This is a genomic window from Stieleria neptunia (assembly GCF_007754155.1).
GTDB lineage: Bacteria > Planctomycetota > Planctomycetia > Pirellulales > Pirellulaceae > Stieleria > Stieleria neptunia.
This window is the reverse complement of record NZ_CP037423.1, coordinates 5,199,335-5,226,147: the sequence shown is the minus strand read 5'-3', so window position 1 is coordinate 5,226,147 and position 26,813 is coordinate 5,199,335. Positions and strand designations below refer to the sequence as shown.

General features: G+C 54.1%; 18 protein-coding genes. 6 read left to right on the top strand and 12 right to left on the bottom strand.

Translation table 11 applies throughout. From position 1 onward, the window contains the following. Positions 1-242 precede the first annotated feature (242 nt). Both Enr13x_RS18055 and Enr13x_RS18050 read right to left on the bottom strand, forming a co-directional pair. Positions 243-3,761 (bottom strand): patatin-like phospholipase family protein, encoded by a 3,519-nt coding sequence (locus Enr13x_RS18055; RefSeq protein WP_145388357.1) that lies wholly within the window; start codon positions 3,759-3,761, stop codon positions 243-245. Next, complete coding sequence (locus Enr13x_RS18050) at positions 3,758-4,942, bottom strand: ComEC/Rec2 family competence protein (RefSeq protein WP_145388356.1); 1,185 nt, start codon at positions 4,940-4,942, stop codon at positions 3,758-3,760. Before Enr13x_RS18050 ends, Enr13x_RS18055 begins: the two co-directional genes overlap by 4 nt. A 151-nt stretch (positions 4,943-5,093) precedes the next feature. On the opposite strand from Enr13x_RS18050, the gene Enr13x_RS18045 reads away from it, so the two are divergent. The 4 genes from Enr13x_RS18045 (at position 5,094) to Enr13x_RS18030 (ending at position 9,196) form a co-directional block, all read left to right on the top strand. Then, positions 5,094-5,546 (top strand): helix-turn-helix domain-containing protein, encoded by a 453-nt coding sequence (locus tag Enr13x_RS18045; protein WP_145388355.1) that lies wholly within the window; start codon positions 5,094-5,096, stop codon positions 5,544-5,546. 53 nt (positions 5,547-5,599) lie between these two features. Beyond that, positions 5,600-6,505, top strand: a complete 906-nt coding sequence (locus Enr13x_RS18040; protein WP_197456123.1) for an ImmA/IrrE family metallo-endopeptidase — start codon at positions 5,600-5,602, stop codon at positions 6,503-6,505. 762 nt (positions 6,506-7,267) lie between these two features. After that, a complete protein-coding gene (locus Enr13x_RS18035; protein WP_145388353.1) occupies positions 7,268-8,359 on the top strand; it encodes a competence protein CoiA family protein in 1,092 nt (363 codons plus the stop codon). 225 nt (positions 8,360-8,584) lie between these two features. Next, positions 8,585-9,196 (top strand): hypothetical protein, encoded by a 612-nt coding sequence (locus Enr13x_RS18030; protein ID WP_145388352.1) that lies wholly within the window; start codon positions 8,585-8,587, stop codon positions 9,194-9,196. A gap of 537 nt (positions 9,197-9,733) precedes the next feature. On the opposite strand, the gene Enr13x_RS18025 is transcribed toward Enr13x_RS18030, so the two are convergent. From Enr13x_RS18025 to Enr13x_RS18000, 6 genes are all read right to left on the bottom strand, one after another. After that, entirely contained in the window at positions 9,734-10,852 is a 1,119-nt protein-coding gene (locus Enr13x_RS18025) for a tyrosine-type recombinase/integrase (protein ID WP_145388351.1), read from the bottom strand. 324 nt (positions 10,853-11,176) lie between these two features. Beyond that, positions 11,177-11,896, bottom strand: a complete 720-nt coding sequence (locus Enr13x_RS18020; RefSeq protein ID WP_145388350.1) for a hypothetical protein — start codon at positions 11,894-11,896, stop codon at positions 11,177-11,179. Between the two features lie 21 nt (positions 11,897-11,917). After that, a complete protein-coding gene (locus Enr13x_RS18015) occupies positions 11,918-12,964 on the bottom strand; it encodes a hypothetical protein (RefSeq protein ID WP_145388348.1) in 1,047 nt (348 codons plus the stop codon). 95 nt (positions 12,965-13,059) lie between these two features. Next, the gene (locus Enr13x_RS18010; RefSeq protein WP_145388346.1) at positions 13,060-13,410 is read right to left on the bottom strand and encodes a hypothetical protein; all 351 of its coding nucleotides are present in this window, start codon (positions 13,408-13,410) and stop codon (positions 13,060-13,062) included. Between the two features lie 607 nt (positions 13,411-14,017). Continuing rightward, positions 14,018-15,070 (bottom strand): tyrosine-type recombinase/integrase, encoded by a 1,053-nt coding sequence (locus tag Enr13x_RS18005; protein ID WP_145388344.1) that lies wholly within the window; start codon positions 15,068-15,070, stop codon positions 14,018-14,020. Then, entirely contained in the window at positions 15,067-15,333 is a 267-nt protein-coding gene (locus Enr13x_RS18000; protein WP_145388342.1) for a hypothetical protein, read from the bottom strand. Before Enr13x_RS18000 ends, Enr13x_RS18005 begins: the two co-directional genes overlap by 4 nt. A gap of 388 nt (positions 15,334-15,721) precedes the next feature. Between Enr13x_RS18000 and Enr13x_RS17995 the strand changes: the two genes are divergently transcribed. After that, positions 15,722-16,609: a hypothetical protein gene (locus tag Enr13x_RS17995; RefSeq protein WP_145388341.1), complete on the top strand. Its 888-nt coding sequence runs from the start codon at positions 15,722-15,724 to the stop codon at positions 16,607-16,609. Positions 16,610-16,848: 239 nt separating this feature from the next. Further along, positions 16,849-17,745, top strand: coding sequence for a PEP-CTERM sorting domain-containing protein (locus tag Enr13x_RS17990; RefSeq protein ID WP_145388339.1), 897 nt, complete (start codon positions 16,849-16,851; stop codon positions 17,743-17,745). Positions 17,746-17,893: 148 nt separating this feature from the next. On the opposite strand, the gene brxL is transcribed toward Enr13x_RS17990, so the two are convergent. The 4 genes from brxL to pglX are packed head-to-tail and all read right to left on the bottom strand — an operon-like array spanning position 17,894 to position 26,782. Next, positions 17,894-19,951 carry a protease Lon-related BREX system protein BrxL gene (gene brxL / locus Enr13x_RS17985; RefSeq protein ID WP_145388337.1) on the bottom strand — a complete coding sequence of 686 codons (2,058 nt, stop codon included), beginning with the start codon at positions 19,949-19,951 and terminating at the stop codon, positions 17,894-17,896. Beyond that, entirely contained in the window at positions 19,935-22,565 is a 2,631-nt protein-coding gene (gene pglZ, locus Enr13x_RS17980) for a BREX-1 system phosphatase PglZ type A (protein WP_145388335.1), read from the bottom strand. Before pglZ ends, brxL begins: the two co-directional genes overlap by 17 nt. Next, complete coding sequence (locus tag Enr13x_RS17975) at positions 22,566-23,138, bottom strand: hypothetical protein (protein ID WP_145388334.1); 573 nt, start codon at positions 23,136-23,138, stop codon at positions 22,566-22,568. It lies immediately after the preceding gene. Beyond that, a complete protein-coding gene (gene pglX / locus Enr13x_RS17970; RefSeq protein WP_145388332.1) occupies positions 23,138-26,782 on the bottom strand; it encodes a BREX-1 system adenine-specific DNA-methyltransferase PglX in 3,645 nt (1,214 codons plus the stop codon). The genes Enr13x_RS17975 and pglX overlap by 1 nt, the downstream gene beginning before the upstream one ends. Positions 26,783-26,813: the final 31 nt, after the last annotated feature.

Here is a 26,813-nt window from a genome sequence, read left to right as displayed (position 1 = left end):
ACAAGCAACTGAAGTCCCACTTCGGTGGTATTGCTTGTCATCGCTCTCCGGAGAATCTGGGGGAAGGATTTGGAAAGCTCCCCTTTGCAAGGTACGCCCCAGTTCGCCGACTACTTCCGAATCTGCTTCGATCCGCAAACAAGAAGCGACAGTCTCAGGGGGTTCAGCCGGTTCCAATCACAGCACTCCGCCTGAGGCGTGGGCAGATGAAGATCTATCAACCTCGAAGCGACGAGTAATGCTTAGAGTTCCGGACAATAGTGGTCGATCAGAAGCCGAGTGAGCTGCTCGCCACGCTGCGATAGTAGCTCGATGTCAGTGTTGCTCATGGCAAAAAAATCGGTCGGGTAATGCGTCACTTGATCACGTGTAACAAGCTCAGGCGGACGGATTGGGAGTCTTGCGTCCTGTTGTCCGAGGTAGGAATAGACAAACCCCTTTAGTTCTCGATTCTCGCGACACATGTGGATTTGCTTCTGAAGTCCATGCTGCACTTGACGGAATGTCGTTTCAATGGACCGCATCATCCGTGTTCCCCAGCCGTAGGGCATCACTGTATCGCTGAACTGTCCAGGCCCTGCGTCGCAGCAAACAATGTAATCGGGGGAAAAAACATTCGTTGAAAATGCTTTGTCTCGCCCAGGGATCATGCAGGAGATTCCAAGGTTTTCGTACACACCGCCATCGGTAAGAATCGTGCGTTTCGATTCACCATCACTCGAACCGTGCGAATACTGAAGCACGGTATCGATTGCCGGAAGCAACGCAGGATAAGCGGCTGAAGCGGCGACAGCTCTTGCAACACTGACATCGTTGTTTTCAATCGTACCGAACCGCCAACATCCAGACTCTCTGTTACCAAATCGAAAAGCAGTGCCAGTTCTTAGTTCTGTTGCATTGATAACAACATCAAGCCCATCTCTGGCTACTTGCGCGACTTTGGTCTCACCGAAGAGTAAGTCAGCAAAAGTCTGTTCTAGTGCGTTGGTTCGATTTACCCAGCGACGAAACGGTGGTTGAAGTGACTGCGCAACAGTTCCCCCGGCACGAGAATCCTTTGGCACTAACGAGTTGGCACGGCCGAGAATGAAACGTGTTGCGAATGTCATATTCGCGGGAACACCAGAAAAAATCCACGTACCAAGAATCTGAAACAGGCGAAGCGACAGCAGCGTTCTGCGTACGAGGCCTTTTGCGAATCCTCGGCGCAGCGCTGCGCGGACATCTAGCTCGAATTCTTCGAACGGTGTGTTGGAAAAAGCAAACATTGCTCCAATGACCGATCCTCCAGAAACCGTGGATAGTACTTGAACACGATCCAAGACTCCGCGGTCATTTAAAGCGCGAAGACAGCCCAAGTGGAATGCCATTGCCCGCGATCCACCTCCAGAAAGCGACAACCCGATGCTTGGGAGCAGGTCAGGTCTGAGAGAAGGAGACTCTGAAATCGCAATCTGACGCGAAAGCTGGCCTGAACGCCGCAATGATTCGAACTCCTTTCGTTGGAAGATAAATGCGCCCGTCTCCATTGATGTGCTCGCATGGCCAATGATCAATAAAAGCTGTCTTTCAGACGGCACAGGACTCTGCACGAGCAACCGGTCCATTGCGGCAAGGTCTTTTCCACTTGGGATCGCAGGCGAAACTGGATGGGTATGCCAAGAGCCAACAAACTGAACGGATCGTCTACTTTGATCCGTGATTGAATCATTTAATTGAGTCGTACCGTTGATCCCACATACGAATTCTTCAGCGGAATGGATGCTATCAGATGGTGCCCCACTAACTTCTGTCACCCAAACGACCTTTAGCAGCTCGTCCAATTCGCCAAATAACAAACCGCCTGTCTCAACGTCTGCTCCACGCCGCCTTGCAGAATCGGCTTTCCAGGATTTTATTGATCGCCACGCTGATGCAGCAATGCGGGTTTCAAATCCACTTTCCGGGTCTTGCACGCAATGATCTGGAGAAAATTCGAACTTAACGAATGGCGGAGCGATCGTTTCCGCGCATGCATCCGACATGTAAGCACCGAAGCCAGTTGATTCGCAGAGATCCTCGCTTAGTGCGCGTCCAATGAAATTGACAGCCAATGATGACAAAGACGCAGCATCTGCCGCCGACCCGATAAAAGTCGCATCTGAACAACCGGGTTCAGGCTGAAATGGAACGGGGGGATTCTCAGGGAAAAAGGCATCGAGGTATCGCTTGAGGGTGCCGTCCTTGCACGCCTTCAGCTTCATCTTCCTCAAGATATCGAGCGGACCACCCGAATGCTCGGGTTTTGCTATGCCAACGAGGAGTCGCTCAGCTTCTCTGTCGATCGCTACGGATGCAATTCTTTTTCGAATTCCAGCCGAACTTCGCCAAACGCTTTCTAGTTTGCTGAGAACGATATTGGAGGCTGTTGCATCAATGATGAGATCACAGTCAGTACATTCGCCGGGATTGCCGAGCGGACATTCAATGACATCTTTCGTCGATGTTTCAATCTGACAGCTTGGAGAGATTTTTCGAAGTCGAGCCGCCAATGCTTCAGCTTTGAAGGTCCCAATATCCTCGTCGTGAAAGGGTTGGCGCACTAGCAGTCCAGGGGTAACGACACCCTCATCCCGCAAAATGATCTTTGCCGCGCCGGCCCTTACCAGCCATTCAGCGATGTATCCACCAAGTGCTCCGCAACCCCATAATTCCAAATTCCTTCCTGAGAACCATGATACCGGCTTGCCGTTGTCTCGGCGAGTAACGATCTCCGGTCGATCCTCGCGTACACGGCACCACGTAATGTCTGCTTCCTTCGACCAATCGGCAAATAGTTCCATCAGGCGCCCCCTGTGTTCGTCAATAGAAGCTGACCAATCTGAAAGATCGTTTGCATTTGCAACCCGTCTGTCTTGCAAAAGATCGCCATCCAGCGATGCTATTTTGTTCAAGAGTGTGTCGACACGCCATCCAGTTAAGTGCTGTTTGAGCTCCTTCCCCTTTGTTCCGCGCATTGGAGTGCCAACCACAACGAACAGTGGAGTATCGGAGGAATTTGATTCGGCAGCTTTTCTTAGTAGCTCAAAAACCGACTCAACGGACACGCCACGATCTGCGATGCATTCAATCAACTCATTGAGTTTTGAAGGGAATTCTAGTGGCATAGGGGCGTCCAGGAGGATCGCGACACCAGCTGTCTCTGCCAACTCCTCGTCACGCGCCCAGCCGACTAGATCGATCCGATCGGGTGAAATCTGCTTGAGATTTGCGAATCCCAGCCACGGTTCGCCGTCGACGTTGGGGGTATCACTCCGGGGTATTAGTAGCGGCCCCTTTGACGAATAGGTCACCGGTGGATGAATCGGCCCTCCAGTCTCGTCTAGTTCACCCAATGCTGCACGTCTAAGCCAAAGCTCTAGTCTCTCAAGAAATCCAAACATCCCGTTTCGGGGCGACCACTCAGTCTGCGGAGCAAGATAGAGGCACAGCCAACGCTTCCAATTCACATGGGGATATCCAGCGAAGCGGGTGTGTGACGAAGCCACGGATGGTGGGGCGTAAGGGTAATCAGGGCCAATTAGCACCCGCACCCTTTCCCTTTCCTTGATTGGAAACCCACCATCTGCCCCGACCAAGTCCCCGCAATACAGAGAAAGATCGACGATGACAAACGAATCAGATTTTTCGGAACTGATGACGTTGATGACCTCGAGAGCGTCGCTCTGCTTTGCCACTCGCTGGATCTGGTCTATCGCTAGCTTTTGCTCAGAATTCATCATTTGCTTCCAAACCCTACCCGTTCCGTTGGAGGAGTTGGGCGACCGCGCCCAGCAATTACAGCCTTGCTCAAGGCTGACTGATCTGATTTTTTGGATTTTTTGCTCTCCTCCTTTTTGGGTTCGCTGTAGGCAAAGCCCGAATCGGTTAACTCGAAGACGATGGGTTCTGGGTTATCCTTATCGACGTGTTCCCCCGTGCAGAGAAACCCACTTGGTGCAATCTCTTCATAGCGGCGTTTCGCTTTGGCATGCGGCGGGTTGTCGCCACTCTTGTTGGATGACGGAATTTCACTACTGCTCGCAATAATGTATCCCACCGATTCTCCGGCCTTCTCGATATCGTCGAGGATGTCCTGTTTTAGCTTGGCCTCTTCCTCTCCCTCGTCTTTCCAGTACATCACAGATTTTGAGCAGTGGTGGGGACAGAGAAATACGTCCCAGTGCAGGCGATTGCTGTTTTTGTGCCGGTCACTTTCGTCAAAGACCCGGCGAACACTGGGATAGCTCAAATCGCCGAGCAAGAGCGCCTGGCCAGTGTGTGATCCCGAAACTAACTCGGCCTGAAACGCAATGCTTGTCTCGTTCCGTTCGCGTGAGTTACTGTCGTCTTTGAAAGGTGCGTGGATAAAGGCAGAGAACTTGTCTTTGCGACACTTCCCGTCAACCTCGGTAACAACATCACCCGGGCGATTGAGCTTTTCATCTGGAAAGCTCTTGTAGTCGTCCTCTTCCAGTAGATCGCTGTAACCGATGATTCGAACGCGATCGCCGACTGATACGGATCCCGTGCTGTCGATCACTTTCTTTACACGGCGTTTCGCCTCTTTGCGAAATTCTGTCGCATCATCACACAGGTCGGAATTGTTCTCACGAAAGACCCGCGGCGAGAACCAGACTTCGCCGATGGTCACTTTCTTCATTAGATCTTTGAAACCAAGACAGTGGTCCTTATCTGGATGGGTAAGGACAAAAAGTGCGAGGTATGGCTTGCCATTCTTTTTCGGTAGCAAGTCAACCAGGCGATCCACGATCGGTGTTCTCGGATCGTCGTCGTCATTCGCGATCTCCAGATTGTGAATATCCACTTGGATGACCGTGTCTTTGTCGATGCAAATTGTGGTGCTGTCACCGGTACCGATCGGCCAAAAGACAAATCCGTGTTCTGGCAGCTTGAAACTCATGTGTCCCTCAGTGCTGTTGAGATGAACAAACCTCTCCGCTCCAGAGGAACGAAAAGTTCAACTGCAACGAACATATCGCATCTCAGCCTGGGATTCAACCCCAGCGAACAAGCGTATTGCCGAAGCGAACGCAGAAGTGTACGCTTATTGCATGGCCAAGAAACGAGAACGACCGAAAAACACGGGGAGAACGCCCGGTGGAACGCTGGCAAATCGCATTCGCGACGCCCGTAAGCAGGCTGGATTGACCCTCGATCAGTTGGCTGATGAATCCAAGCTCTCGAAGACTTATCTGTGGGAGTTAGAGAACGACGAGAAAGGCGAGAAGAGGCCGTCGGCGGACACGCTCATGAAATTGGTTGGGCCACTGCGGGTCACTATCGCTGACCTTCTCGGCCTTCCATCAGTGCAGGTCGACAATCGTGCAATCGAAATCAGCAAGTCTCTGAAAGAATTCTGTGATTGGATGAAAAAGACCGATCGCGAACTCTCCGAGGACGAGGTGCATGACCTTGCGACGATGCGGTTTCGAGGCGGCCAGCCGAAGACGGCCGAGGATTGGGAAGACCTCTATCGCACCCTAAAAAGAACGACCGGTAGGTAACGATGCCAAGAAGGCACCGAAGATCAGATCTGCACCAGCATATTCTCGCCATCATGGATGAGACTGGTGTCGAAGACCCGCATGAAGCCGTACGAACAAAAGCACGAGACGTTATCTCCCAATTTCACCAGCTCTTCGGTGGGGAACCGCCTTTCGATGTCAAAGCAATAGCCAGCCTGCGAGGTCTGCACTGGTCTGATGATGACCCAAGGTTCAGCCCAGACTCGGAAATTGCTCCCGAATCAGATGGGCGAGTTGTGCTCCGGGTGGATAAGACCCGGCCACTCACTCGGCAAAGATTCAGCATCTGCCACGAGGTCGGGCACACACTTTTTCCAGAGTACCAGTTGGAAGTGAGGTGTCGAAAAGGTGATCGCCGCTCGTTTGCCGACCCCGAGGATTTGCTCGAAACGCTCTGCGATGTTGCGGCGTCTGAGCTGATGTTTCCAACTCCCTGGTTCGACGATTGCTTGAAACTGCTCAGCATCTCGGCCGAAAACTTGGCCAAGCTTGCCGACGATTTCGAGGCTTCACGGGATGCCACTGCTCGGCGAGTTGTTGAAGTGCATCCGAGCGCCATGGCGGCAGTTTTTTTCAGCTGGAAACTGAAACCGGTGGAAGAGCGGGAGCTGAAAGCAAGCCGAATGACACCATCTCTGTTCCCGGCCCTCGATCTTCCAGAGCCGGAACCCAAACTGCGCGTCGATTATCGGATTGCGAACCGTGCTTTTGACGAGAGGGTGAATGAGTTTATCCCCCAGTCAAAATCGATCCCATGTGAAGGCCCGATTTTCGAGGCTTCTATGTCGCAGATCCCTGTCGACGGCAAGCAAACTCTCGATTTTGGCAGGAAATCCCGGCATTTTTCGGTGTCCGCGCTACCTATTTACACGAACGAGACTGCAATTGGACCGAATGGTGGGTGTTCCGTTGTTGCAATCTTGCAGCCGTTGGATTGAGCCATAACAGACGAGCGTAGAAGTCGACGTCAAAATCCTGTATTGTGTCGCTGATATGGCTCCCATACCTCGTCGTTCCAAAGACGATGCAAAGAACTACGCGACTATGTTTGGCAGAGAAGCTCTATCCGTGAAATTGCTGCTGCCTACGCCGCATAGTGTTGTTCATGCCAGAGAAGAAAAGGTACGCGGACTTTGTTCGGTTGGTAAGCATGCCAAGCTTGCGCGCTCCGGCGGCCGACGCCGGTGTACCTCCGAATCTTGCAAATTGGGCACCGGCAGCGGCCCTCAGCCGTCCGCGTAGCCTGCGTGGAAGTTCACGTCCTCCGCGAGTTAGCGAAGAACCAGAAACGCGTCGGACGATGAATCCGACGCAGTTTCAGGATTTGCGTAAAATGCATCGGTCTGTCGCAGGTCTGCGGATTGGCAGCCATTCGATCTGCGGGCGGACGATGCAACCGCTTGCTCTAAACAATCTTCGGAACTCGCATCGGTGTTGAGACTCAAGACCCACATAGCTGACGCTTAGCCATGTTGATAGTGAAACTCGCAGAAACCAATGAATCCACTCGCACCAAGATCAACAAACTCGCGCCGGTCATCTGCGGCGCGGCTGGACGTTGACGGTAGTTTCGCGTCTACTTAACTGGTGGCCACGCTACCATATGGCCGAGAATAGGCGACCGCGTACGACTTCTACAAGCAGCCAAACGGAGTATTACAACGCAAATGGCTCATGGCGGAACAATGCGCTTTGCGGACGTGGACGGCATCAAGTGCCTGCCGGAACCCGGCGTATGGGGTAAGTGCCTCACATGCGGCAGCACGGTCGTATCTCACTGCGGAACGCAGGTCATCCACCATTGGAAGCACAAAGCCCGCGGCGAATGCGATAAATGGTCGGAGAACGTCGGGCCGTGGCACATCGCTTGGCAAGACTTGGTTCGTCTGGACTCCAAGGAAGTGACGATAGGCGAACATCGAGCCGACATCATCGGCAACAACAAGACTGTCATTGAACTCCAGCATTCAAATATCCCTGTGCCCGAAATCGCAGAGCGAGAGAAGTTCTACGGCGACATGGTATGGGTATTCGATGCGACCGAGCGGTTCAAGGTTATTTCGACTGGTCAACGTGCATTTTTCTCACTCGGGCAAAACAAGCACATCTCGACATGCGAGAAGCCTGTGTTCCTTGACTTTGGGAGCATGATTGTTGAAGTCGAGATATTCACCGAAACGCTCGCCAAGCTCTCCGGGTTCGGCCGGGTACGTACACAGCAGTGGTTCGCAGAACAATATTTATCCGGTGTTCTCGAAGATCGGGCGAGACCATCGGCGGGTCACAGATCGCCAACCATCCGATGGTCCGGGAGCCATCGATTCGATAAGACTAAGCATGCGAGCCGCTGGATGATCAATTGGAAACCTGTAACTATCGCGAAGAATACACCGTGCATTGCGCTCAACTGGTATACCAAGCCAGTCGGTGAACCACGTATCTACGAGCGGGATCAGATCGTCAACCATCATCCTGTGCTGGCCAATGGGTGGAGTGCGGTTGAATTAGTGCGAATGGAGAGGTTCACTAACGGGCGGGCCATCATCCTGGATGGACTCGTCCGTGTCATGCCTGCTCCACTGGAACAAATCACTGTTGAGATGTCAGTGTCGGCGGCCAGGGAGCACATTGCTCACGTCGAGGAACACATTCAAGCAGGTAGAATGCCGGTGTTGAAGGACGCGACAAAAGCAGAACTCATCTCGCGCGCCGAGCAATACGAGGTCAAACAATACGGAACGCCACGTCCACGACCCCAGAAATCGAAGGATGTTCAGGCGCGATTATTTTGACCCTGCCTCGGTCGATCACACCGACACGGCCGGCGGTAGGTTAGCCGAGCGTTCGGCCGATGCAACCTGTTGCGCGGAAGGATCGACGAAATCCGCATCGGTGTCCTTGAATGCCATACCTCTGCGGGAGTATGTTGCATGAGTGGCGTAAACGCAATATTACTCTGCCAGCGGGCTGAACAACTAAATTGTTACGCGGCAGAACTTCAGTGAGACGTACTTCCCATGGATGAAGACCGAGCAAGGCTGCAGCGATTCATAAAGTCGGCCACGGAAGTTTACGAATCTCGCTACGCACAAGAGCTGCAGCAACCTATCAGCGTATCCGTGCACTTCAACTTGAAAGAGGGTTTCGCCGAGTCAAGCCGCACTGGCCCCGACGAAGAATCGGTGAAGGCTGCAATTCTGACGCTTCGTTTCTTCTGTCAAGATAATGAAGACATCTCGATGCGAAATATGGCCGCGTTTACTAAAGGGCTGTCGGTCAACCAATCGCTCAAAGATGAATTCGAAACGATTCGTGATGAGTTCAATGCCTACCTCGATCGCGATCATGGTCCGCCCATATTCAAGATTGGCGGCCATACGATCAGGAACCGAGAGATATTCGAGGCTTTCATGTACGGCAAATACGCCCATCTAACAAAACATGAAATTGTTGCTGGATGGGAAACTCTCATTCAGTATGATGGGATGCGTGCTGGGTTCGATCGAGTCTTGCGTCAATTTGTTCAGACACTGGTCTGGCTCCGCACGGTTTGTGAAAAAATGGACGCCGAACTCGCCGCGCAAAATGCTGCCCAACAGAGGATTCGGCGACGACCACCTAACTTGTGATCCACGACGCGGCGAATAGCGTTTCTCGCCACGAAACCCGAGGCACCGATGCAGACAACACGACGCCCGATTGATGATCAAGATGGGGATTCGATTCCCGGTACACGTGCTCTGATTTGGGGCAATAACGCCGCTTGGGTTTGCGTGACATGTGGCGAGTTGGTTGGCAATCGAACCGGGGATACTGAGTTTGAAGTGTCGTGCACTTGTGGTGCGGATTACCAGATTCAGCGTGGTGAGAACGCGAATGGCAGTCTCAATTTGGGTCCTGCTCTCGGTGTACGTCGGGTCTGAATCGAAACTACACGCGAGCGGCGAACCATGCTGGCCAGCTGAGCATGGCATGGAGCGGTTACAAATGGAAACCACAATGGCCGTGCGATGGCCATCGTTCTAGCACCGATGCATCTTAGTGAAGTCCTGAATTGAAAGCGGCTGGACAATCCGTTGGCTCGTAGCGGAATCTCGCTCGCGCATCGGTGGCAGCACCTCCGCTTCTTTCGTGAAGATGCTGCCCTGAATTGAACCAGGCTTGATCTACGCCTGCAAGAATTTCCGGCGACAACAGGGACATTCGCCGTCGAATCCCTGAACTAAGGCATTGAAGGCTTCTGGTTGAGGAATGCTCAGGATCGCTTTGAACGCCAGTGGATCGCGATGGGCGTAGTGCCGGTACGTGACTCCGCCCACTGAGTGGCCGAGAATCTCGATTGACGATTCAGGCATATGTTCGTCGTAGTACGTCGCGCACGTTTTGCGCAGATCCTTCAAGACCCATGGGCGTTCCTCGCCAGTTTCCATGTCACGCTTGGGCTTGACGCCCGCCAAGTCGCACAGAATCTGAAACTGTTGATTGGGTCGAGAGGTTCCGCCATCAAAAACCGCGTCATCAAGCTGAGCCGAATCTGCCCTTATGCTCTTCAGGTGTGTATGCACGACGCGATTCATCGGACGATAGAACTGTTTTTGGGTCTTCACGCGACGATAGTAGAGCCAGCCGTGACGAGAGTCTTGGCCCTGACCGTTCGGCGGCTCTGGCTGCCACGTGATGTGTCTCCATAGGATCGGTTCATGGAAACCCGCGCACTTGAAAACAGTTCCGGTGTCGACACCGTAATTGAAGAACACGACGAGTGCCGCACGCCAGTGATGTCCAACCGTCACATTCTTCTTCCATCCGCGAGGTCGCGGTAATTGGTAAGTGGCGAAGTACAGCGCGTTGAGATCAGATTTTGTCAGGTAGTGGCGACCCGCGACATCGCGTTGTGGTTTCGGCTTTGGAAGCCGGGGCAGTTTCTCAATGAAATCCTGCTCCCACGCCCAAGAAAGAATCGCTCGCAGGTGCTCCCGCGCCTTGTTCGCCGTTCGACCGGGATTGGAACCTCCATTCTCGATTGCATTTGCGTAAACGCGATCCAGGAATTCACGGACGTGGATTCTCTCGATCTCGTCAACGTCGACACAGCTCTCCCAGGAAACCCACTTGGTGACAGTGGATCGGTACTCTTTCCGGGTTCCCCGCGACAGCTTCTTGGCTTCAAGGTACTTCACTACGACAGATTCAAGACTGATAGACATGGTGACAACTCCAGGCCGTCGACCTTGTGCTTCGCTGCAGGCTCCTCCGCCCGGCCGATAGCCGGTAAAGACGGGCATCTTGCTGGGCTTCCTGCCATTCTGGAAAAAGATGAAGCAGACGCGTGTCTGCACACTTCGTTAACAATAGCCCCGAAACTGCCGAATTCAGTGGCGAAGTGGACGAGCTAACTCACGGAAAACGATGCAACTTCGGAGAGTTCGGTTCAACTCCGACGCACGTCGGTGTCGTTTTTGAGAACTCGGCGTCGGGCTCCGGAGCATCGATTAGCCTCCGTGCCTGCGAAAATGAGTCCGCGTACCTTTTCTTCTCTACCGGCCAGACAATTGAAGGCGATTCGGAAGGAGAACGCCAGGCTGAATAGGCTTGTTGCTGAGCAGGCCCTACCCTCCGCCGAGACGCGTACCGTTCCAGGATGACCAGTTCGCCTCATTGCTCTTTCGCCAACTACCGCGGAACGAGTTCCCATTTACCCGAAACTGAAATGGCCCTCGACTATTCCCGCTCTCCCAGGTGCCTGTGACAAGCCAGCTATTTGCGTTGTCTGTCTCATAGTAGACAATGCTCTTTAGCGACCCAGAGTTGTTACCAGAAAAGCTACCCGAACGCTTGTTGAATTCGATGGTCACGTTCACCGACTGGTTTCCCACTACATAGGTCGATCCCCATCGACTACGGGCGAGGGATTCCGTCTCGTCCCGCGGCATACCTGATGCGCGACCAGCACCTGAAAGCGAAAAGTGCTTGTAATTCCGAATGTTACCGCGACCGTCTCCTTTTGCAGCAATCCCCCGTGAAATATCTACAGTCTTTCCTTGTGAAGCGTATGCACGTAGATTCGCTGTACCTCCTGAAGAAAAAACATCACCGTTTTCGCTGTCAACAAAAACGTAGTAGGGATCGCTTTCTGCAACTGACACAGAATGACTGCCTCCGCTCGCGAGCTTCACGCTCTTGAAATCCATAACGCCTGCAGCCGCAGGTTTATAGTGAAACGTGAGCGTTTCTCCAGCGCCATTTTCTATTTTTAAGCTCTGACCAAACGCGAAAGAAGAAGCAACAAAAAGGCAAGCGGTGGCCATTAAGGCTGAACGTCGAATCATCGAGAAACTCCTTGTAAACGTTTAGTGAGAGTCTTGGGTACTATTGGGAGCCGCAAGTTCGGCTCCTTCAAGTTTGGCGACAAATGTCTTGCTGGTATTACCAGCCTCAATCAGCAGCCTTGGTGATTCTATCTTGTAGAAATTCCCTCGTCCGGCGTAGGTTGCAACCCTAGAATTGATCGACACAAAAACAAGGAAATACCCGGAGTCAAATCCAAAAATCTTGAACGGTTTGTAGTCCGGGTGGCGGGCAGACATTCGAGCAACAACAGACGGATTAAAGTGCGTCCACTCCATTGCCAGCCCAATTGGAATTCCAGGGAGAACCTGTGGCTCCGGATCATAGTGATACAAAAGTACATCGACTTGTCTTTCGGTAAGATTCTCGATGGACAGAGAAATCTTCTTTCTATCAAAGCTGTTCTCAATCGCTTTCTTGTACTCCGCGTTTGAAGGAAGATCAGATACGAGCAGCGGCGTCGATGGAACTAGGTGCCTCCAAATGTCGCGGTCTTTGCGTTTTAGTTCACAACGGAGATGAGGTTCGCGCTCGCTATCCACGATGGACACACTTTGACTTGGTGAAAACGTGTAGCCTCCGCAATTCACGTGTTCAATTTCGACCGAATCGATATCTTCGGGTTCAATTCTCAGCTCAATTCGCCCCAGCCCGCCAATATCATGCATGAGAATTCGCCGAGCCCTGTAGTCGACCGAGAACTCCCGTTCGATTGGAAGCCCCGTGGCTGCATCTATGATTTCCAATGCTGGACCTTGCTCCAGCGACGGTATAAGCTTTGGAGTCCAAGCATAGCAAACAAGAAAAACAACTACGTTCGCACTGATTGTAAGCACAAGCCGTGACGATACCGTGGACCTTGAGGTATGTTTATCAGCAGTCTCGGTTTCCTTCTTGCTTTTCCTGTCAAATAATGCGGATGGCGGAAAGAAAAAACAGGAAACTGTAGCGCTTAGAAGAAGGCGAATGAGCCAAGCGCTATTCTTGTTCTGAAGTGGAGTCTCCAGCAAAAGCATGGCAGAGACGAGGCTCATTACCCAAATCAGCATGATTAGCCGGACGAATCCGTAGCTAGACAGAAAAGTCCATACAGTATTCGTGTCTGCGTGTCCGTCTGATTTTTCGTCTGATTCCAAAACCACCCCTAAAACACGGTTGGGTCTACGACTAGCGTAAGCACAAAGACCGCCAGCCCTCCGCCAGCTCGAATTGCAAGTCCACCTTTTTCCCATGCCACATGGAGAAATCCAGGAATGATCGCGCCGAGCACGCCTAGAGAGATACTCAGCATCAAACGAAGAACCGTCCAAGCATTCTCGCTGTCTTCAGGGACGAAGCCCAGAACTGCTAGCGACGCAAGAATTACAACCCAAACAGAAACCACAAGAGCGGTGACCTTCTCCCAAGGCTGGGCTTCGTAACGCTCAGCCGTCTCGGGGTACTTCAACGCAGAGAGGGATGAGTCTTGGTCATCTGCTGGCTGTGTATCGCTCATGGCGCGTCCTACCAGATTGGGTAGTATCGTAGATTTTATGTCCAAAGAAATTAGTTGAACCGATCAACGCCACCCGGTGACGCATCCGCACATAGGGAATGCGATATCTACATGGACCACGTCACGGAACGCACCGTTTTCGATGGATTCTTGGCAAGAAGCAAGAAGGCTGCAATGTAGGTGGTATGGTAGCATCCCCCCGTGAGCAAATCAAGCGGCGGTTTTCATCGTGTGTTCCCACTGATTCGGATGATCAACTTTCGCGAGCCGGGATTGCCGTTAATGAAAACTTGATAACCGGACGCGGTTTTTTACGGGCACTGTACCGAGGGGACGGGTTTGTTCCTGACCGACTGGCGGTGGCGAATGAAGCTCATACCGAAGCAGGCAACGCTTGTTTGTAGCCTACGTAAGTTGGACAAACCGACCCCAAATTCGCAGCTCACCAATTTGCAGATGTGCAACAGACCGACGCACTTTGGTGATCTGACTTCGATGCGTCGGCGTGAAGCTCCGACGCAGCGAATGGCAACCGTATCATGGGGCTGGCTACGCTTCCTGACTTGCCCGCTAATGGCCCAAAATCTCGCTTTTCTTCACCATGGCTCTACCGAATCTGAATGTGCCGAGCCGCGTCTTCCGCGTCACTCTCTTTGTTCTCGTAGTAGAGTTGCGTTGTACGAATGTCAGCATGACCCGCTAACGCTTGAACTTGCTCCATTTTCGCTCCGTGATTCAGTGCATTGGTGAGAGCCGTCTTCCTGAGACTGTGTGAACAGACCCCTCGCCCAACGCGTTCCACCTGGATGCCGGCAGACCGAGCGTATTTCTTGACGAGGTTGAGCACTTGCCGGGAGCTCAGATGGCGACCGGTTGGAGTCACCCGGTCACGCTCCAATGCCGGAAAGAGAGGAGCATTTTCAACGAGCTTTGAACGTTCGAGCCACGCATGAATCGCTTCCGCCGCTTCAAGAAGCGACTTTCGTTCTGTCTTCTCCCGCTTCTCGGTCACCACCAGGTACCAGTTCGTTTCGGTTCGCTCCAAGTCAGAGACTTTCGCGTTTGCAACGGCGGACGCTCGGCACGCCGTAATGAAGTAGGTAAACAACATCGCGTAGTCGCGAAGTCCCTGCACGGTTTCAATATTCGGAGCGTGAAGCATCGCCTTTGCTTCTTTCTCAGAAAGTGCGGGAGTCGTGTTCTTGTCCACCGAATCACTCGAGACCGATTGGATATCGCCCACGGTCTCCCAGTCGATGTATCCCCGCTTTCCAAACTGCTCAAACACACCGCGAAGCACAGACAGCTTCCGGGCAATCGTTGACTTTCTGAGGCCACCCCTTCGAAGGGCTTCTTTGTAAATCCGAATCTCATCGCCAGTCACGTGGAGCGGATGAATCCCGAGTTCTCCCATTTGAAAGACGAATTCCGCCAGGTCACGCCCATACGCCCGACGAGAATGCGGACTCTTCACGACATCACAGAACCAAGGCACCAGGACCGCCGCCGCATCGGAGTGGCCGACGGCTGGGATGAGCTCAGAGAGAAACCCAGCCACCCGAGCTGAACTCGAGAGATCACGCGGAACGTCGATCCGACCGGGCGTGAGCCCACTTTCCAGATCCTCTGGCATCACAACCAGTTCGCCTTTTGTTGTCATCTTCCGATTCTTTGCTCCAGGGAAGCCCGTTCGACCGTTGCTTTACCGAAGCACAGATCGAGCCATTCGCCGAGCCGGGAGTTCGGATGGGAGAGCCCGCCGTGGGCGAAAGCGAGCAAGCTCGCAACGAGTGATTCCATTTCTGAATGTCCATGGGCTGGCGGGCATACTTGGCTCAGCTCGTTTGCGAGCCTTTCGAGTTTCACCCACATGGCGTCTACCAGTTCGATTTTTAGCGTCTTTTCCGATGCTTTCACCATCATGTCCCCCCTCCGTTTTGGAAGTCCCGAAGACTTCTGATAAAGCATATTATCGGAAGTCACCCGACCTCGCTAGAGTCATTTATTTTTGACTACCTCCCTAGCCCTGCCAGACTCCCTTTTATGGAACCGGCACAGACTCCAAACAATCAGCCACAGCACGCCGCAGATTCCCAGCCGACATCCAAGGCGTCTCCGAACCTCACTCCGGAGCAGCAAGCACAACTCGCTGACGAGGCGACCCAGAAAGCCAACCTCGAAGCCTACCGCCAACAGATGAGGCGGCTTAATTGTCCTGGTTGCGGAGACACCGAAGTCTTCTAGTTCCGTTTACAATTCTGACAACACGCAAACAATCCCGTCCGTTTTCACTCCTTAGAGCAGCTCAACCATGTCCGAAGTGCCAGTGTCCTCTTGGCCCAAAGAGCTTCAACCCATAGCCGCCGCTCACACTGGCGAATTCGGAAGGGTAATGACGGGAATGCCTGCTCCGAGACCTGGTTCGCGATGGATAGCTTACGAGCACGGAATCGTTTTCGCCAAGCACGAATACGGCGGGTCGGACCATTGGCCCAACATCGAACACATACCCTACAGTGCAATCACGGCCATTCGTAACGGCCTCACCCGCAAGAAAGACCTCGAAATCTTCTACGGTGATAAATCTGCATCACTCGTCAATAAAAAAGAGTACACCGAGCCCATGCTGAAGATTCGCCAATTCATAACATCAGCTCTTTGTACATTGCGAGCCCATACCCTCTTGAACAACTCCGGAGTAGGACGCATCACGCAAGAAACGTTGAACAGGAAAGCCGTTCACACGGATGCTGGAGACGTAAGCTACATCGAGTACGACTCGGAAGGAATCAGATTCCCAAAGGGCCCAGACTTCCCGTGGAGTGACGTTGGCAGAACCAGGCTTGGACAAACCGACCCGTCCTACATTCAAAAGAAACTCCAGCTCGATTCCAGCTCATTGGCATTTCCCCTTCTCGGCTATGTTTCGCGGAAAGCGCGGAAATGGTATCGCCAACCCGGTGGGCTCTTCCTGCGTTCCAAAGTCAAACTTCCTTTGAAAAACAGAATACTCATCGACAAAAAAGAAAGAGTCTACGAGTACGCGGTTCTCGACGATGACTTGAACGTCGCTTTTCACGCTTACAACATACAAGAACTCTGTGAGGGTCTCACCATCGACCCTGTCCTCATTGCACACCCCTGGCTCAAGAAACATGGGGTGTGTCCTTCGCTTAAAAACTCGCCTGATGAGAATTGAAAAAGTTGGACAGATATCCGACTCAACACCAATCTGAAGAGCGAGAGGGGTAGTTTCAGACGGCCAATTGAGCACAATTGCTCCCCTTTCACGCTCCCCTTCCGCTTCGCCCGCAGAGCATTCTGTAGCACTGGCAGCACTTGTGCAGCCAAGTCACCCACCTTTCTGTCCAGTCGGCCCAACCGGGCTGCAACAGAGAGAGCTTCCGATTATCATTGGGGGCAATCCACCGTACTCCAATGGCTGAGCGAATCGACAATGCCAAACGAATTCAAAACTTTGATACGAAAGACGATGTTGGTGTTAAGTGCAAAAAAGACGAAAGTTGGGACGGAAGAGCAGTAAGAAACGCTGCATACATCGCAGTTGCTTTGGCTGAGTTTTTATTCGGAATTGCAACTCATGCCGAGGCTGCGATTACCACCGATATCGTTGTGAAGGATACGCTGGACAGTGACCCGGCTGGGAGTGAGTATGCGAATGTGTTGGGGGATATTGCGGCTGGAAGCACGGCTACTTCCATCAACTCCTTAATGGGAGTTAATTCCTATTTTGGCTACTCTAGTCCGCAAGACGGATTCCTTAAGTCAGTTTCATGGGTCGGGACATTTACTCTGGCGTCTGGTGGTCCAAACAACAATCCTCCGAACCCACCTATCCTCGGTCTTCGTTTCTCACATTTCGCCTCGAGGCAAGATTTGGAATCAGACCCACAGCGATTTACCGTGACCCACGTCGGTGGCTATGGCTCTGAATTCCTGACTCCAATTGGTCAAACCACGGACGGCTTTAGTCTCTATCGTTTTGACTATGACCTTTCTTCCGAACGACTTCCGGTTGTTGCTGGGCAGGTTCAGTACTTGGGTCTCAACCTGACTCCGGATGGAGGTGTTTTCTTAACTCAACGCTCAACTGATTCGGGAGTTGTAATCGGTGCGGAAGCTGATTTTTGGTACTTCGTCCCTGTGACGAATTCCCCAACGCCTTTGGAAGACTTTTCCTTGAACCCGTCGTTTGGCGGTTTTCAGCATGCTGCAAAAATTGTTGTTTCAGCAGTTCCCGAGCCTTCTTCAATTTTCGTAGTCGGCTCAATTTTTTCGGTTGGTATTGTGCTTCGACGAAGGAGGGTTTCCTGATTTCGAAAAGGAGGTATTCATGGCGGCCGCCCAGACCTTCTCTGTCACCATTCATCAGTCGCGGTTCCCTTTGAGCGACCGATGATTGGCTCCGACGAAGGCAGGGCTAGACAGTATTGGTTTCGCAAATCCGGTTCGGCGTACTGGATCACTCCACGCCCAACGCTTTGAACGCCGCATCCCTCGGATCGGAGTAAAAGCTGGTTTGGAACTTGGCGAACAGTTCGCCGGGGATGGTGGGGATGTCGCTGACGCTGGCCATGGGGAGGAGGACTCGTTTGGCACCGGCATCGTGGGCGACTTGGAGGGATTCGGCGAGGTTCTCGACGGGGATGATGTTGCCGCCCAGGCTCATGCTGCCGAGGACAACCAATTGGCTCTGCAGCGGCTTGCCAAGGACGGCAGAACACAAAGCGATGAACGTGGTCAGTGTCATGGCCGTAGTTGGCCCCGTATTGTGAAGCTCGACGACGTGCAGGTGGTAGTCGTGATCGCCGACTTTCACCGAGGCACTGACCCCACCAGCGTTGGCTTTGAAGTAGTCGAAACCAACTTTGATCGCCTCTTTGGCTTTCATGTTTGAGCCAAGGCCCGACATTTTCAGTGAACCGTTGCCGGATGTGACTTGGGTTTCCAGGCGGTAGAGGCCAAGGTGCGAATCGGTGCCTCCAGTGGAAACCGTGTGAAGGACACCGGGATTGAGTGGGCCATCGGGAATGATGGAGCCGCCGCCTTGTTCTGCCACACTGATGAACTTCTCTTCGGATGTCTCCACGTCGATGTAGCTGAAGTGAACGTCGTAGAACTCCATGCCGCCGATCTTCTTGAGTTGCTCTTTGATTCGGCGGCGGACTTCCAGTGCGTACTCCAGACAGCGACGGACGGCGTCCTTGTCGTATTGCTCGTTGGGGTAGAGCAGCTTGAGTAACCCCGAAACCGTGTGTTTGACGGCAATGGAGTCGCGCTGATTCAGGTCTCGCCCCAGCTTGAAGTACTTGTTGATCGCATCGCCGAAGTTGCGTTTCCGCATCTCGCGCACCCACTCGGCGAAGTAGTCCACGATCAGGCCGTACTGGTTCGTGAAGAACTCGGGCCGCATCTTGGGGATTTCCCAGCCGGGGATGTAACCGTGAAAGCGGTCGAAGAAGGCCGAGTCGATCATCGTCTCGGGGAACGGTGCCAGCAGATGGCTGGTCTTCACGAGTGTATCGACGGGCTGGTTGATGTTCCCGACGAACACCATTGAGGCGTAGGCGTTGATCGAATCGCGGCCACGGGCGAATGACCCCGAAGCCATGTAATCCTTCATGATCTGGACACCGTCCTTGTCCTTGAAGGAAATGCCGGCCACTTCGTCGAAGGCGACACAGTCCCAGAGGCCCACCAGACCGACCTGGCGCCGGGCCAAGTTGTAGAACAGGTTGGCGACCGTGGTTTGACCACCGGAAACCAGAATGCTGTTCGGGCTGATTTCTTTGTAGATGTGGCTTTTGCCGGTTCCGCGGGGGCCGAGTTCGCAGACGTTGTAGTTGTTCTCGACGAGGGGAATCATGCGGCAGAGCAAGTGCCACTTCACCCGTGTCTCGAACTGGGTTGGTTCGTAACCGCAGGATCGCAGCAGCACGTCGATCCACTGGTCTTCGGTGAAGTACCCCCGCCCCTTGAACAGCTCATCCATGTCCATGTTGGGCATCTGGATCGGCTTGAGTTCTTCGATCAGGAAGGGTGATCCCTTCTGGCCTTCCTCGAAGAAATACTGCATCGTGATGATGCACCAGATGCCACCGGCCAGCAGCTTCTCGTACTTCTTCACCGTGCCGGTTGGGATTTCGACGCCCTTGGTGCCCAGATTCGACAGCAGGGCCTCGTACACGTCCCGCTTCTCGTTCAGCGTCACCGTCACCTTGTCGATGATCTTCAGGCTGCCACGCTCGCGGATCGTGGACTTCACCTTCTCGGCTTCATCGGGACGGACGTAGTTGTCGGCCAGCACCTTCTTGACGGTATTCAGACCGTCATTGATGACCTCCGGATCATTCGAGGCGCAGTAGTTCCCCAGCAAGTATTCCAGAACATAGACCGGAACATTCGCCCCCTCCTTGACCAGTTTGGTCAGGTCTTTGCGCACTACCTTGCCTGCGAAATGCTCATTGAGCAATTCGTCGAGGCCCGTGTCGTTTTCGGTGTTTTCAGAAGTCGAAGTCATCGGCAATCGCTCGATCAATGGTCACATCGTGGCTCTGTAATTCAAAATCTGTGCCAGCATCTTTTGCGAGCAGCTTGTACCGCTTGTGCTTGTCAAACTGCTGGTCCCGCAAGGTCAACATCACCGACTGTTGGCGGTCGTCGAGGTTCTTGGACGCGCTGGCGAATGTCACGGTCTCAATGCTGGAGACCGGTTCGTCGCCGTCGTAAATGGCGATCTTGACGGTCAAGGCCTTGGCGCGATCGCTGACCGGTTCCATTTGAATCAGCTTGAAGCGGTGGGTGTGCGTCGTGATCTTGTGATTGCTGCCCAGCACCGAGAACGACACCTGCTTCGTCTTGGTCTTTTCGAGGGCTTTCTTGCTCTTGGCCTGCCGCACCGTGATGACCGGGACAACGATCTCTTGCGGCATCGCCCCACCGTGGATGAAGCGGGCGCCGCCGGTGAAGTGGAATCGGTTGGAGCCCTTGGGAATCCAGAACTCCATGCCGCCGTCGCACTTGGCCGTGATCTCCGTCTTACCGCGCCAAGCGTCTTCGTACTCCGGCAGGTTGTAGCCGATCAGGTATCGCTTCTTGGCTTTGACTGTGCCGGGTGGTTTGTCTTTCAGCTTGCTCTTGTCAGTCTCAGCTGGCGACGATTCCGTGAACAGAAAACCGTGATCGGCGGTGACAACGACGTAGTTGCCGTTCAGGTTGTTGATGATGTAGCGAACGATGTCGCCTAGTTCGCGGATGGCTTCGTGGGTCGCTCGGAAGGTGTCGCCCTCGGTCGCCGCGTTTTCTCCACGGGTGTCGATTTCGTTGTGATAGACGTAGACGACCTTCTTGCCCTCGATCAGGGCACGCCCTTCCTTTCCCTTCAACTTCAACAAATCGTCTGCCTGAATCGCCATGCCCTCGTGTTTGCTAAGGATCGTGTTGCGGTTGTCGCTGCCCGACGTGGAGACACCGTCGGCAAGGACGTCTCCCTTTTCCGTGTACTCCAATTGTTTGTGGGGCAACATGCTGGCCATGCCCAATGCCGTGTACGATGGCAGCACGGACAACTGAGTCGTCAGCTTGGCTTGGAAGCGGTATTCGCCGTTGAGGATTTTGGTCAACTCGGTCGCGGCCTCGTACCGGAAGGCATCACTGATCACGACGAAGGATCTGCGGTTCTCGGATTCTCTCTGTCGTTCGGCGACGTGCTTCTCGTAAAAGCGGTACTGGTTCGGAATGTGGGGCAGCGTCCACTTGTCGAGCATCCCCGTATGGTCCGCGTTGGGGGCGACAAACTTGGCCCACTTCAGACCGACCTGCACCAGGAACCAGTTCTTGTAGGCCGCTTCGACTTCTTTGCGGAGCGACTTAAGGATGTCCCAGGCCTGCGACTCGGCGACGTCGGCGTTGTGGCAGAAGTGGCGGTAAAGCTGGTCGAACTTGTAAAGCTCGTCGGTGTACAACGTGTACATCTCCTCTGCGGTGTCGCAGTCGAAGCCGCCTGAATGCTGAGCGCGGAGATCGAAGAACTCGGCGGCGACCGCGATAGCCTCGTAGGCGGCGTGGCGAGCCTTGCGTTGGTGTTCCGGCACCGACAGGGATGCGATCCAGTGTCCTTCCTGTCGGCGAGTGACGATGCCTCGGATGGCGTCTGCATCGACGTGGTCTTTCGTCGATGCCACCCGTTCCAGCAGTCCCAGCAGGATTGCGCGATCCACGTTGCGGAAGGTAACGGCATCGGCCAGCACCTCTGGCTCCAGCCCTTGCAGTTGCTCGTCGATGTTCGTTGCGCCAGCGACCATGTCCGACAGGATGTTGAAGCTGGAGGCCTGCTTGGCACTGTCACGCCACTGATCCAGGCAAACGACGGCGTTGTGCGTGCCGCTGCGGCTCAATTGCAGTTTTTGGATTGCCAGGGGAACGTGAATGCCGAGCTGATGGGCGAAGTCCGACAACATCAGCCGCAACAGCAGCTTTTGCAGCGTGGGACTTTCTTCCTCATAGCCGAAGGCCGTGGAGACCATCTTCCAGAACGAACGATCCAGATCGTACTTCTCGATCAGCGTCCATGCCGGGGGCGGAGTTTCGAGGTCGATCTCCTCCTCTTCGGTGAACGACTGAAACAGCGTGCGGACGATGCTGAACAGTTCAGGCTGATCGGCCTTGGTGACGACGGCCAGCATCTTACGATCCAGGTCCAACTCATTGTCGTCGGCATTGACCAAGTGCTTGAGCTTGCCAAGTCGTTCCTTGCTGTCGAAAAACTTGCGGCGCAGGTTCAGGTGGCTGCGGAGATGTTGCCGAGCCAGCCCCAGTTCATCGAGGATGATCGACGAGCGGTCTGCCCGGAAGCTGCGACTGTAGAGGCGGACGTCCAGCAGAATGTCATCTTCAAACTCCGGTTCTTCGGTCGGGGCGTACAGTAGGAATTTGGCGTCGGGTTCCTCTCGCTCGATGCGCAGCTTCGTTTCAATCCCGCCAACCTGATCGAGCCTAACGACGTTGACTCCATCCAGATCCAGGTTCTCAGCGACCCGGTCGAACTCCTGCTGTGGATCGTTCCAGAAAACGACCCGCTGGTGTTCTTCGTCGTAGATTTTGCTCAGGGCTTCATTGAGTTGTTTGGTATCCATCTACTGTTGATCTCCACTTGGAGAATCAAGCCGGATCGTGCATAGGTGATTGAAGGTCGGTGATTCTCCTGACACCCAGTTGTAGACAAAGCCGCCTTGTCCGATTTGATTTCCCTGGACACTCACCCATCCAATGGAATCAAACTTTTGGGCGTATCCTTTCTCATCTAAATAGTGTCGAGCGTCCTGCGAGAACTCGTGCTTGTATTCGCCGGACGCCTCAAGAAAGTCGTTCTTGAAATTTTCATCCTCAATTTTCTGAATGTTAAGGATTTGACCTTGGTATTCGTATGAAAGCAGCCACGAATTTGGTGGATAGCCACTCGATTGTTGACCTTGGAACACTTCAGCCTTAGCCGTCTGTTCGCTGTCTGCCAAAAAAATCGATAAGTCACCAGAGCTCTTCGCTCGTTGTCCGTAAGGAGAGTTGAAGTAAGGATCGAGAAATGATTCCTCCACTCCTGTCACGATCTTGACGCCGGTTACACCAGTCGGATGGACATACTGATCCACACCATTTTCAAACACGCAATCAAAGAACGGTTTGCGCTCTTCGTATCTATCGGATGGCATTATGTCGTTACCTCCACTTTGGGTTTCTTGCCGGTGATGGCCTTCACCTCGGCAAGAAGGTCGCCGAACTTGCTGTAATTGACTTTCACGCCGTCGTCGAGGTCGAGGTGGATGCGTTGGTCGGCGTAGTGACGGAGTTTTTCGTCGAGGGTTTGAAGTTCGTTTCGTTGTTTGACCAGCTTGTCACGCTCTCGTTCGAGGGTTTTTCGGTGGCTGGTACTGGTTGCGGCGGGAATGTCGCTTTCGAGTTGCTCGACGCGGGCGTTGATCTTGCCTTGGAGTGGGACGACGTATTTGGTTCGCATGCGGGCTAGCGTGCCCTCGTTGTAGCGGTGCAAGTACACCAGGCACTGGAACGCTTTCTGCTTGCCGCTGGAGAAGAGCCAGTAGATGGGGCGTTTCTTGTAGGTCTGCAGGTGGTCCTTGAAGAACTTGTCACAGAGGTAGCGCCGGATGGTCTCGCGGCTCGACTCGTTTTTCTTGGGCGAGAGGTTCTCGGCCAGGAAGGTGAGGTTGGCTTCGAGGTGGTTCTTGTCCCAGGCCACCGAGATGAACTCGATCAGCCGGTGGGCGGCATCGTCGTCGAACCACTCCGTGTCGGTGAGCGGGACGATGCCGTCGTCGTCGGCCGGGAAACTGGTATAGCGGCCGGGATCAAATCCCTCGTTGCCGCTGTGTGCGTAAATGAGGCCAGGGTGGTCCAGGCTGTAGCGGCCCATCATGCAGCCGATGGCGTAGGAGACCAGCTCCTCCATCGTGTCCTGGCGGAAGCGAGCCTCCAGTTCGTTGCCAAAGCCATCATCAATCGACCACCCATCACTGCCCACCTTCGCGCCGTTACTGCCCACTGCCCACTGCCCACCGCCCACTTTCAACCCGTAGCGGTAGGCGGGGTTCACCGTCAGGGTGATCTGCTCGATGGGGACGTCGGGGGAGAGCTCGTCGGCCAGACCGTAGGCGTCGATGAAGAGGCGGTTGTTCTCCTCTTCGAGGCGCTTCATCTCGGCGATGGTGTCGTGGTTCTCACGTGTCCAGGCGGTATAGCTGGATTCAAGCGTGGTCGCGGAGGACTCCGCCAGGAGGGGAAGGGATTGAAAGTCCCAGGACCGCTCGTAGGAGTTCCAGTCTGCCCTCGCAACATGGACCGATCGTTTGGTGATATCGATCGCGCCCGTCTCCGCTGCGACCGGGAGCTTCCCTACGGGCCCTGCATGGAAATCTAGCGTTGGGCTTACACATTGAATCAAAGGGTTGACGACGCACGAGTTACAAAACCCCAATCCCTGAAGAAGCTGTGGCTCTGTCTCAAAGAAGCACATGTTGCCCTTTGTTTCAAAGACATACCCTGCTGGAACATGGCGCATTGCGAGTGCGGAGCTAGAGATCGAGGACCAGGTAATTCCCTCTTGGAAGTATAGGTGCTCATTCACGACTCGCTTCGTCGCGCTTCCATAGCGCTCAACCACAACGGACTTTATGTCCGCTCCATTGCCCCACCAATTGACGACGTATTCATTGTTTCCAAACCACTTCCTATAGGTTCCGCCCTTCTGGCACGGAAACCACGTCGCACCACTTGAAACCACATCGTCCGCGGAGTGGGTGTCAAGCTTCGTCGCGCTCAATCGACACTCCCACCAACGCCGCAGGAACCTGTCATTGTCAGTAGTGTTCAGCCCTTCCCTGGGCCTGGCAACCTCCGCAAGACTTTTGTGCTTTCGAAAGGCTGCCCTTAACGCTCTGCTTGGCCAATACGCAATAGGACTGCCAGGGATACTCCGAAAAGCGTCTTGGGCTGTCGCATCGAAACGATTCTCGCCGTTTGCGAGCGCTATCCGCTTCTCGCCCTCACCGCCGTTAAGCAGTCGGAAGAATACCGGCTTGTAACACTGTGGCGACCGGTTGCTCAGGACGCATGCCGTCGTCTGGACGACCTCGCCCGAGATGCTCCCAAACGCCCTTGCGCCAAGGTGCGCCATTGCGCAAATGGTCTTGTCGCGGAGGATACGTTCGCGCATCTTCTCGAAGGACCAAAGGAACATCCAACTCTGCATCGTGATCATCGCGCTGTGGCCGGCAGTCTTCGCGAGCGTCAATCCGCGTTCAATAAAGCACGCGAAGAGGTCACTCTTGCTTTCGGGAAAGTTGTCCTTAGCGAACTTCTTCAACAGGCCAGTCATTCCTCCACTTCCCATATACGGTGGGTTCGCCACCACCGCGTCGTACTGCGTCGCCAACAACTCAGCCTGCTGCACCAATGGCTCTAAACGCCTGAGCGCCTCCGACACGAAGAGTTCCTGACTGGTCGCCTCGATCAGCTGCTTCAGCGCGGGTAGCTTCTCCGCCAGCACCTCCGGCACCTGAATCAAGGACCCAAACGTCGTCGCGTGTTTGAACAGCCGCTTAAGCTCCGTGAGGTCCGTTGGCTTTAGTAGGTAGTCACTGAGCTCCATCCCATTCGCAAGCGATTCCGGATCGAACCCCGCGCTATCCACCAGCGCCATCACATTGAGCTTCACCCCTCGCCCAAACAGCCGCCGGTCATCCGCCCGCCCTTTCATCATCAGTGCGAAGCCCGTCAGCTGCGCCGCGCGCTCATCGATGTCGAGGCCGAAGAGGTTTTTTTCGAGGATCAGTTGCGGGACGTCTCGTTGTCGATAACCTCGCTCCAGGTAGATGGCTTTGAAGAGTTCGTAGGCCTCCACCAGAATGTGCCCGGAGCCACTAGCCGGGTCGATGAGGGTCAGCTTCTCGGGGTTGAGCTGGCTGGGCGTGATGGCCGCGAGCTGCGCGTTGACCTCGTCGGTCTGCTCGGCGGGCTCGATGTAGTACTCCATCTGCCCTTTGAGAGGTGACTGGGGATAGGTCGCCAGCCACTGCGCCCCCAGCGAGTTCTGGACCATGTACTTCACGATCCAGTTGGGGGTGAATAGCTGGGTCGCCGCCGGAATGTCTTGCGACTTCACCACCTTGCCGATGACGTCCTTCTTCTTGTCCGAGATATAGAACTGGTAGAGCCAGCCGATGATCTCGATGTCCTGCCACGCCGCTTCCTCGATCTGCTCGACCAACTGGCGGATCAGCGAATCGGTGTGCAGCAGATTGGCGGGCAGGAGCAACTCGGTCTCGTCCCCGATCCTCTCGAAGAGAAAGGGCATCGCTTTGTTAAGCGCGTTGCATTGGGCCAGGAGCAGCAGGCGGTAGAGTTCTTCGTCTTTCGTGCCGTCTAGCTTGAGTTCAACGACTTTGTCGCGATCGAGTCCGGGCAGTTCGACCCGCTCGGCGATCTCCAGGATCTCCGGCGTGGATTTGCCGTCCGGGTGGCTGAGGACGCGGTAGCTGTGGTCCAGGTAGCCGTGCAGTTCCATGAACCGGATGGCGACGAAGCGGTTGAACCACGTGTAGGCGATGGCCTCGATGACGTGGTCAAAACCCTCTTGGCGGATACACTCTTCCAGTTTTATCCGCTGCTTCGTCACCGCGCGTGGGAAGGGGCGATCCCCGATGATGACAACGTCTCCGTCCTCCTTCATCGGAACGATCTCGTCGGGCAGCAAACCGTAGACGGCAGCCTGATTCTTCACACCCTCGATAAAATCTCGACGGGCTTGCGGACCGTAGTTTTTTAGCTGACTGGTTTCCATAGTTTCTCAGTGGGCAGTAAGCGGTGGGCAG